Below are 8,897 nucleotides of genomic sequence, written 5' to 3'. Positions count from 1 at the left end.
CGGTGACATCGGTGGAGGAGCTGGTGGCGATCCCAGAGATAGAGCTAATCGTGGTTTCGAGCTATAACCGAGATCATGCTCGAAACACAGTCACTGCTCTGGAAACAGGAAAGCACGTGGTTTGTGAAAAACCATTCGGGCTGAGCGTCGCGGAAGTGGACAGCATGATTGTGGCTGCCAAATCAGCAAGGAAGCTCGTGGTACCGTTCCAGAACCGGCGCTACGAAGATAGCTACATTAAAGTAAAAGAGATTATTTCCAGTGGTGTGCTGGGCAAGATCGTCCACATCCGCATTGCGCAGCACGGCTTCGGACGGCGCTGGGACTGGCAGACACTCTCGGAGTTCGGGGGAGGGCAGCTTTACAACAACGGGCCGCATATATTGGATCAGGCACTGGGCCTCTACGAAACCGTAGGCGTGGACGATGTCGAGAGCCTGGAGATCTGGAGTGATATGCGAAAAACCCTCGCGTCGGGCGACACGGCGGACCATGTTCGCGCCACCCTGCGCCACCCCGATGCCTTCACACTGGACATCGAGTTTGCCGCGACCTGTCCGTATGGCCAGGACAAGTGGTTAGTGATGGGGACGTCGGGGGGACTCAAGGGCACCAGTAACAAATTGGAGTGGAAGTGGGTGGACTGGAGCGCCCATCCTGCGCGTCCTGTGGAGTGTGCCTCAACCCCAGATCGCTCCTACAACCAGGAAAGTCTGGAGTGGCAGAGCGCCAGCTACGAATGCGAAGAGAGCTTCGAGTGTCTTCAGGGCGCGTTCTACTCGGATCTGTGGCACTCAATCCGGCAGAACGAACCACTTACAGTGACTCCAGCGAGTGTCCGCAAGCGCATCCGCTTGCTAGAGCGAGTTCGAAGGTAACAAGCACAAAAAGCCTCCTCGCCAAACGGCAAGGAGGCTGATTCGTGAGGTTTCCCCGATTCTAGGCGCGGCGGCGGCGTGCAACAACACCAGCCATCATTCCAAGCCCAAGGAGAGCCAGAGTGCCTGGCTCAGGCACTACGGGGGAAGTGGCAACAAAGCTAGCAGCTCCGTAGCGCCCGACTATTGGTTCATTTATTGTTGGAAGGGAGTTGGCAGTCCCAGAGAAAGCACTTGTACCGTAGCTGACAGTTCCTGAAAAAGTATTGAGCGTGAATGAACTTGGATTCCCCCCAGAGTTGAAGTTCATATCAGTGGCGTTGTAGCCGTAGGCAAAAAGCAAGTAGTTACCAACGGGCAGCACCGTCGGGCCAGTACCTTTAAAGGTAAAGGAACCTGCACCCGGGACTCCAGGAGCAGCTTGGGTAAAAGTGGTCTGTGTGAAAATCGTCGTGTATGTTGCATCGCTGATTCCGACGGTAATTGTGGTACCCGCCCCGAAACCTGCGACCAACCCATCAAAAGCACCAAGTGCAGAAACCGTAAGAGGCGCACTTGAGATGGTGAAAAACTGTCCCAAAGTTCCGCCAAAATTCTGATTGCCAGCAACAGCACCTACAGAACTGAATGCAAATTGTGCGGAAGCTGTCTGTGGCAAACAGGCCAGAAGGCCAACTGCTAAAACACTTCCAACTCCGCGTAAAGATAATCGCATAACAAACCTCACTTACATTTTCAATAGTAGAATTTTTAGTTAGGAGTGCATCACTTGTGATCCACTCCAGAATCTCAACAGGCCTAGGGGTTTAACCTCAAATCTTCACATCTCATAGTTTCCCCGTAGATGGCAAAGTTTGCCTGTGGAAGTATTCTACCCCAAAATGTAAAAAACAACACCTATTGTCGGTAAACCAAAATTAAAATTTAGAGGGGAAGTTTTGCGGTTTTGGTTTCATGAATCGGGTACAACCAGAGTTATGCGAATTGGCGTTACCGTTCTCACCCTCGGGCTATGTGTTCTGGCGCTTGCACAGCCGCCCTCACTCGGCACGGGGCCCCTCCTCAGTCTCCATGACTCCCGTGAAACGCACCTCAAGAATGTTCGTCAGCTCACTTTTGGCGGTCAGAATGCTGAGGCCTACTGGAGCTTCGATGGGAAACGTGTGGTCTTTCAGCACATGCAGGGGAGTGGTGATGCGGATCAGATTTATACGATGCGTCTTGATGGGGGGCAGCGCAAGCGCGTCTCTACAGGGAAAGGACGTTGCACATGTGCCTACTTTCTCAAAAACAATAAAGAGGTGATCTTCGCCTCTACCCATGGCTACAGTGCCGCCGTCCCGCCGGAGCCCGATCGCTCGCAGGGCTATGTTTGGCCGATCTATCCCTACTACGCGATCTACAAGGCCAACGCCGATGGGACGAATCTTCGTCCGTTGTTTCCCGCTAAAATCGAGCCTGGGAAAGAATGTGGCTACAACGCGGAGGCGACCGTCTCGCCCGATGGTAAGCGCATCATTTTCACGTCCACACGTGACGGCGACCTAGACCTCTACTCCATGAAGATTGATGGCACGGACTTGAAGCGTCTCACGAATCGGGTGGGATACGATGGCGGTGCTTATTTCTCGCCTGATAGTAAAAAGATCGTCTGGCGCTCCAGTGTTTTGGCCGATGATAAAGCTATTCTTGACTACCAGCGCTTGCTCAAGCAGAATCTAGTACGTCCAACCTCTATGGAACTCTGGGTGGCGAATGCCAATGGAACCAACCCAAAGCAGGTGACTCAAAACGGAGCCGCAAACTTCGCGCCATTTTTCACGCCTGATGGTAGAAAGCTGATCTTTGCTTCCAATGTTGATGATCCCAAGCGTCGCACTTTTGAGCTGTATCTCATAAACGTAGATGGTACGAAAAAAGAGCGTGTCACCTATGGGCAGCAGTTTGACTCGTTTCCGATGTTCTCTCCTAATGGCAAGCAGCTTCTTTGGGCGAGCAACCGACATGGTAAAGACCACGAGACTAATATTTTCGTTGCGGACTGGGTGAAGTAACCCCATAAAACTGCCAATAATCGGGGTATGTTGCGACGAAAATTTGTGGTCTGGGGGGCACTGGCGCAGGCAGCCGTTCTGGAATCAGTGCGCCGTAAGGATCTCTACGTGGCGATGATTCTCTCGTTCTTGATGATCGGGATGGCCGCACTCGTGGGGCGCTTTGGCGTGCAGGGACTGGATATCTTTCTGAAGAGCGCTACACTGACCGTGATCAACCTGCTCTCTGTCATCTTGACGATCGTCTTTGCGGCCCGGCAGATGCCCGAGGAGATCTCACGGCGGACGATCTACCCGCTCCTAGCTCGCCCCATCTCACGCACGGATCTACTCATCGGAAAATTTTTGGGAGTCTTTGTGCTCTCCGGGATAGGGCTGTTGACCTTTGCGTTAATTGGGTGGGGGGCACTAACGGCGTATGGACTCCATCCGGGAGCGATATTCTGGCAGTATCTAATCCTGCGCCTTTTTGTGCTGATGCTGCTCTCTGCGGTGACGATCACGATCTCGGTGTTTCTCACTCCCCAGGCGACGGTGACCATTACGTTACTGTTGGCGGTGGGCTCCCAGGCATTCTCTCAGTCCACTCTTCTGCTGGATAAAACCAGCCAAGGGATGAGTCAATTACTTCTACGGGGCTTCTATTTTTTACTACCGGAGCTGAATCTTTTCGATCTTTCTGGGAAAGTTAGCCACGGCTGGAAACCGGTGCCTCCGTGGGTGCTAGTAGCGCTGCTGGGCTACGCTCTACTGCACTGTCTGGTCAGTCTGATGGTGGGGGCGATGCGCTTCAAGAAAGTAGCACTATAGACTATGAGAAGCGAGCTGGCTATCGGAACACTGTGCGTCACCGCACTGGTGCTAGCGGGGAAGATTGGGCAGAGTGTTCAGCCACAGCTCAAAGCGCCTGTGGGGCTGACCCTCCATCAGCAAGAGGCACTGGAGGAGTCGGCAGTCGCTTCACTTTTTGGCGAGTTTCGCGCCTCTATAGCGGATTTTCTCTGGCTGGAGTCGGATCGCTATCTGCATTTTGGTGTCGGGACCCGGGGGCGGCTGGATTCAGAGAAGAAAGACAAAAAAGTAGGAGCAGTACAGGGGCAAGCTGCCCACGATAGCCACCACGACGAGACCACTATTGTTCCCAATGCGGAGGCCGACTGGCGGGGAGTCTTGGGCAGTCTGGAGCGCCAGACTCAGCCCTACATGGACATGTCTCATCATGAGGAGCGGGATGCGAAAGAAACGATCCCTCTTTTTCGCTTGATGACCTGGACGAACCCACACTTTGTTCAAGGCTATGTTCATGGCGCGATGCAGATGGCACGAGTGAGCAAGAAGCTTCCCGAAGCACTGGCTTTTCTCCAGGAAGGCGAGAGAAACAACCCGGACAGCTTGTCCATTCAGGCCACCCTCTGTGAACTGTATTTTGTTCGTCTTGGAAAACTTGCGGAGGCACTTGCTCATGGGAATAAGGCACTCCTGCTCTTCTCCCAGAAAGACCCTAAAACCCTCAGCCGGGATGAGGAGGAAGATGTTAATAATGCCTTCCGGTGGCTTGTGCTGATCTACCGTGATCTGGGGGATGCACGGCGTAAAGCAGGGGATACCAGTGAGGCTCAGCTGCTCTATGCGCAGGGGCGCCACTTGGCGAGTGCGTGCCTCCAGTACTACCCCGAGGATCCGACCGCCATCAAGTTCTTACGTCGTTTCACGGGTAAGTAGAGACAAACTCTTGACAAGAAGGCATCTGTAAGCTAGAATATCCTGTGTCGGCCTGTTACCTGGTTGGGCGAGTGGTGAAATGGCAGACACGCTGGTCTTAGGAACCAGTGCCGCAAGGCGTAGGGGTTCAAATCCCCTCTCGCCCATAGCCGAGCGGGTATAGTACGCGGGAGTAACTCAGTGGTAGAGTGTCACCTTGCCAAGGTGAAAGTCGAGGGTTCGAATCCCTTCTCCCGCTCTTCGATCTAATCCAAAAGACCGAGGTAGGGTACTGGAACGGCAACGTCTCCAGTACCCTTTTTGTTGACTAACCAAAATCTATAAATTTTTAGGAGTGAAAATTCCACCGATGCAGGTGACGACTGAGCAGCTTGACCCCTGCAAGATCGCGCTGACGATCTCCGTTCAACCGGAGCGAGTCGAAGTCGCACGAAAGAAAGCATTCCAGCAGGCTGTTAGCAGCCTGCAGCTTCCCGGCTTCCGCCGTGGAAAGGTGCCTCCCCATATTGCCAAGAACTATGTTGATGAAGCACGCGTCAAACAGCGCGCTGCGGAGTCACTGGTTCCCGATGCCTACCGCGATGCCCTCGTCCAAACGAGCGTGGAGCCATTCGCCGAGCCGGACATGGAGTTTGTTTCCATGGATGATGGCGAGGCATTTATCTTCAAGGCCCTGATCCCTCTGCGCCCTCAGATAACTCTGGGGCTCTACAAAGGATTGGAGCTAGAGCGCCGCAAGATCACCATCACTGACTCGGATGTCGAGAAAGAGCTGGAGAGCGTGCGGGGGCGCTATGCCGAGTACCCGGAGATTGAGGATCGGCCTTCCCAGACCGGTGATTTCTTAATGGTGGATCTCACGGCCATTGTTGAAGGGCAGGATCTGCCGGAACTTGCGGAACCCAAAGCGACCATGATCGAGGTGGGGAAGAACATTCCTGATCTGGATGCTGGCCTGGTGGGTCTTAGCAAAGGCGACACCAAAACGATCGAGGCGACCTACCCTGAGGCTTTCGAGAACGAGGATCTCCGCGGGAAGCGGGGAGCCTTCACGGTTGCGGTGAAGGAAGTGCGCTCCCGCGTTCTCCCCGAGCTGACCGACGAGCTAGCCAAGCGGTCTCGCCCCAAGGTGGAGAGTGTGGAGGAACTTCGCGTTGATATCCGTGAGCGTCTGGAAAAAGACGCCGAGCAAGCCAGCGAGAACGAGATCGAGTTCCATCTAGTCAGCAAGATTGTCGAGACCAGCCAGATCCACTTCCCCGAGGTGCTTTTGCGCGCCGAAGTCAATGCGGAGCTCCAGCAACTCTCGCAGACACTGGAGCAGAATAAAGTCACACCAGAGCAGTATCTAGCTTCAATCGGCAAGAGTGTTGAGCAGCTTCAGGGCGAGATGGCGGTGGGAGCAACCCAGCGCATCAAAAACTCCCTGGTGCTCTCCGAGGTTGCCCGTACCGAAAGCATCACCGTCGAAGAGGCGGATGTGGATGCCAAGCTAACGGAGCAAGCGGAGCAGGCCGGAGTGAGTGTCGCGGCGGTGCGTGCCTACGTGGAGTCCCAGGGAACCCTGGATCGCTTCCGGGATCAGGCACTTACCGAGAAGATCCTAACCTATCTTAAAGAGATTAGTAAGGTCTCCGAGCGAACTCTCACGACAGCCGAGCTTGAGGCGGAAGAGGCGGCCAAGGCGGAAGCGCCCGCCGCTTTAGAAGCCACCGAAGAAGCCAAGCCCAAGAAACGGGCTGCCACCAAGAAAAAGGCTGAGGAGCCCGCCATTGAGGTGGCCCCTGAAGCCGAGGCGGCACCGGCTGTTGAAGAAAAGCCAAAGCGACGGACAAAAAAGACGGAAGCGGAAGCCCCCGCCGAGTCCTAATATGAAAAGAGAAGTGGCCCTGTAACCCAGGGCCACTTGAGTAGGAATACCTATGCCACTGACGATTCCTGGCGTTATTGAACAAGATGCACGCGGCAGCCGCGAGCAGGATCTATTTTCCCGACTTCTAAAAGACCGCATCATCATCCTCGGTGAGGAGGTGGATGACCAGCAGGCAAGTATTATCGTAGGATCACTCCTCTTTCTGGAGAAGCAAGACCCCGATTCCGATATTGAGTTCTATGTCAATTCCCCAGGCGGCTCGGTAACGGCAGGTCTTGCCATCTACGATACGATGCAGCTTCTGCGGTGTGACGTGGCGACGATCTGTATGGGAATGGCTGCCTCCATGGGAGCAGTGCTTCTCGCGGGGGGAACCAAGGGCAAGCGCTTCGCCCTTCCCAATGCTCGCGTGATGATTCACCAGGTGAGCGCGGGCTTCCGGGGAACCGCAGGCGATATTGATGTGCAAGCCCGAGAAATATTAAAAACAAATGATCAACTGGCGCGAATATTGCAGAAGCACACAGGTCAGGATCTAGACAAACTCAAGCACGATATCCAGCGCGATTACTTCCTCTCCGCAGAGGAATCCGTAGCGTATGGGCTGATTGACGAAGTCCTGGTTCGCGAAAAACGCTAATACAGGCGTAAAGGGTTTTGAGGTGCACTGCCCTCTGGCTCGCCTACCTGTGGCGTGAAGGGGGCGTGGATGGCGCGTATTGGTGGTTATGATCGCCACGACAACCGTTGTGTGTTGTGTGGTAAAAGTCGCGAGCAGGTTCGGAAGCTGATTCTGGGAGTTCATGGAGGGGTCTGCCTCGACTGTGTTGGGCTCTGCAATGACATCATCCGAACGGAGAGCACTCAGGACGAGGCTCTGCCAGTAGGGCATCTGCCAAAGCCGCGCGATATCCATCGGCAGCTCTCCAGCTATGTTGTCGGGCAGGAGCGTGCCAAGCGTACTCTTGCTGTGGCCGTCTACAACCACTACAAGAGAATTAACGCACCCTCCAGTGATGTCGAGCTGCAAAAGTCCAACATCATGTTGCTCGGACCGACGGGCAGTGGGAAGACACTTCTCGCACAGACTTTGGCACGCATTCTCAACGTCCCCTTCGCTATCGCCGATGCGACGTCACTGACGGAGGCTGGCTATGTGGGGGAGGATGTCGAGAATATTCTGCTCAAGCTAATCCAGGCGGCAGACAATGGCGACACCCTGCCCAATGTTATCAAGCGTGCGGAGCGGGGCATTATCTATATTGATGAGATTGACAAGATCGCCCGCAAGTCTGACTCTCCCTCGATAACCCGTGATGTCTCCGGCGAAGGGGTGCAGCAGGCTCTCCTCAAGATTCTTGAAGGAACTCTTGCCAATGTCCCGCCCCAGGGAGGCCGCAAGCACCCACAGCAGGAATATGTCCAGATTGATACCACCAATATTCTCTTTATCTGTGGCGGTGCCTTCGATGGGCTCGGTGAGATCGTCGAGCGGCGCTGCAACCGGAAAAGTGTGGGCTTCCGTGCCAGTGTGGCGGCGCAGGTAGAGTCCATTGAAGAGGATCCCTTCTCGCATGTCACTCCTGAAGATCTCCAGCGCTACGGTCTGATCCCTGAGTTTATCGGACGCCTTCCCGTGCTGGCCGCTCTGGCACCGCTTAATGAGGCCGCGCTGGTGCGGATTTTGACCGAGCCACGTAACGCGCTTACGCGGCAGTACCGCCGCTTCTTTGAGCTCGACGGGGTGGATCTCAGCTTCACGGCAGATGCCCTCACGGAGATCGCTCGCCAAGCAGTGAGTCGAGGAACCGGGGCGCGTGCACTCCGCACCATTATCGAGGAAGCAACACTAGACATCATGTACGAAGTCCCTTCCCAGCGCGACATCGAAGAGATCGTTGTCACTGAAGAGACCATCCGTGACAAGAAAGCGCCTCATATCCGCTACTTCGAACGTGCTGCTTGAGTATTTGATTCAAACTCTCACGGAGGGATAATAACAATGCCAGCTTTTGACCGGCTCAATGAGGGCTCAAACGATGCCCCGCGCTTGCGGGTGCAGCAGACTTTCTGGGGAATGATCAAGCTCCCCATGAATGCGGAGACGGAGTGGACGCTTGATGAGAAGTTTGCGCGTTGTAAAGACGCCGGACTGGAGGGTGTGGAGTGCTGGCTCAGTGATGACAATGAAAAAGAAGTCATTGAGGCACTGAAGCGCTACGGGTTGCGGCTCGCGCTGGGGCACCGACCCTTTAAGCTTGAGGACACGCAGAAGCTGATCGAGCGTGCCGTGCGAGTTGGGGCAGACTACGTGATGGCCCAGCCCGCCGATGCCTACACGCCGGTAGATATCGTCGCAAAGCTTGTGAC

9 protein-coding genes and 2 tRNA genes are annotated in these 8,897 nt (G+C 54.8%); 10 read left to right on the top strand and 1 reads right to left on the bottom strand.

Features of this window, described 5'->3' with window-relative positions:
• Nucleotides 1-878, top strand: an 878-nt coding sequence (locus tag ACH2EH_RS21075; RefSeq protein WP_395144818.1) for a Gfo/Idh/MocA family protein, incomplete at its 5' end; no start/stop codon positions are given.
• Between the two features lie 61 nt (nt 879-939).
• Here ACH2EH_RS21075 and ACH2EH_RS21070 read toward each other — a convergent pair.
• Nucleotides 940-1,593 carry a PEP-CTERM sorting domain-containing protein gene (locus ACH2EH_RS21070; protein ID WP_395144817.1) on the bottom strand — a complete coding sequence of 218 codons (654 nt, stop codon included), beginning with the start codon at nt 1,591-1,593 and terminating at the stop codon, nt 940-942.
• Nucleotides 1,594-1,855: 262 nt separating this feature from the next.
• On the opposite strand from ACH2EH_RS21070, the gene ACH2EH_RS21065 reads away from it, so the two are divergent.
• From ACH2EH_RS21065 to ACH2EH_RS21025, 9 genes are all read left to right on the top strand, one after another.
• Nucleotides 1,856-2,932, top strand: a complete 1,077-nt coding sequence (locus tag ACH2EH_RS21065) for a TolB family protein (RefSeq protein ID WP_395144815.1) — start codon at nt 1,856-1,858, stop codon at nt 2,930-2,932.
• Between the two features lie 27 nt (nt 2,933-2,959).
• On the top strand, nt 2,960-3,742 hold the full coding sequence (locus ACH2EH_RS21060; protein WP_395144813.1) for an ABC transporter permease: 783 nt from the start codon (nt 2,960-2,962) through the stop codon (nt 3,740-3,742).
• A gap of 3 nt (nt 3,743-3,745) precedes the next feature.
• Nucleotides 3,746-4,654 (top strand): hypothetical protein, encoded by a 909-nt coding sequence (locus tag ACH2EH_RS21055; RefSeq protein WP_395144811.1) that lies wholly within the window; start codon nt 3,746-3,748, stop codon nt 4,652-4,654.
• A 65-nt stretch (nt 4,655-4,719) separates the two neighbouring features.
• A tRNA-Leu gene (locus tag ACH2EH_RS21050) sits at nt 4,720-4,800 on the top strand.
• A 20-nt stretch (nt 4,801-4,820) separates the two neighbouring features.
• A tRNA-Gly gene (locus tag ACH2EH_RS21045) sits at nt 4,821-4,892 on the top strand.
• 111 nt (nt 4,893-5,003) lie between these two features.
• The gene (gene tig, locus ACH2EH_RS21040; protein WP_395144809.1) at nt 5,004-6,524 is read left to right on the top strand and encodes a trigger factor; all 1,521 of its coding nucleotides are present in this window, start codon (nt 5,004-5,006) and stop codon (nt 6,522-6,524) included.
• Between the two features lie 52 nt (nt 6,525-6,576).
• Entirely contained in the window at nt 6,577-7,167 is a 591-nt protein-coding gene (locus tag ACH2EH_RS21035; RefSeq protein ID WP_309692161.1) for an ATP-dependent Clp protease proteolytic subunit, read from the top strand.
• A gap of 69 nt (nt 7,168-7,236) precedes the next feature.
• Nucleotides 7,237-8,493: an ATP-dependent Clp protease ATP-binding subunit ClpX gene (gene clpX, locus ACH2EH_RS21030; RefSeq protein ID WP_395144807.1), complete on the top strand. Its 1,257-nt coding sequence runs from the start codon at nt 7,237-7,239 to the stop codon at nt 8,491-8,493.
• Between the two features lie 36 nt (nt 8,494-8,529).
• Nucleotides 8,530-8,897 (top strand): hypothetical protein (locus tag ACH2EH_RS21025; RefSeq protein WP_395144805.1); only part of this gene is annotated, 368 nt, incomplete at its 3' end.

It is taken from the genome of Armatimonas sp. (assembly GCF_043760365.1).
Lineage (GTDB): Bacteria > Armatimonadota > Armatimonadia > Armatimonadales > Armatimonadaceae > Armatimonas.
Note: the sequence above shows the minus strand (reverse complement) of the source record. Positions and strands in the feature narration are given on the sequence as shown.

Excerpts from the sequence above, each read along its gene's own strand:
- ACH2EH_RS21070 (WP_395144817.1), bottom strand. The coding sequence starts at position 1,593 with ATGCGATTATCTTTACGCGGAGTTGGAAGTGTTTTAGCAGTTGGCCTT.
- ACH2EH_RS21065 (WP_395144815.1), top strand. The coding sequence starts at position 1,856 with ATGCGAATTGGCGTTACCGTTCTCACCCTCGGGCTATGTGTTCTGGCG.
- ACH2EH_RS21060 (WP_395144813.1), top strand. The coding sequence starts at position 2,960 with ATGTTGCGACGAAAATTTGTGGTCTGGGGGGCACTGGCGCAGGCAGCC.
- ACH2EH_RS21055 (WP_395144811.1), top strand. The coding sequence starts at position 3,746 with ATGAGAAGCGAGCTGGCTATCGGAACACTGTGCGTCACCGCACTGGTG.
- tig (WP_395144809.1), top strand. The coding sequence starts at position 5,004 with ATGCAGGTGACGACTGAGCAGCTTGACCCCTGCAAGATCGCGCTGACG.
- ACH2EH_RS21035 (WP_309692161.1), top strand. The coding sequence starts at position 6,577 with ATGCCACTGACGATTCCTGGCGTTATTGAACAAGATGCACGCGGCAGC.
- clpX (WP_395144807.1), top strand. The coding sequence starts at position 7,237 with ATGGCGCGTATTGGTGGTTATGATCGCCACGACAACCGTTGTGTGTTG.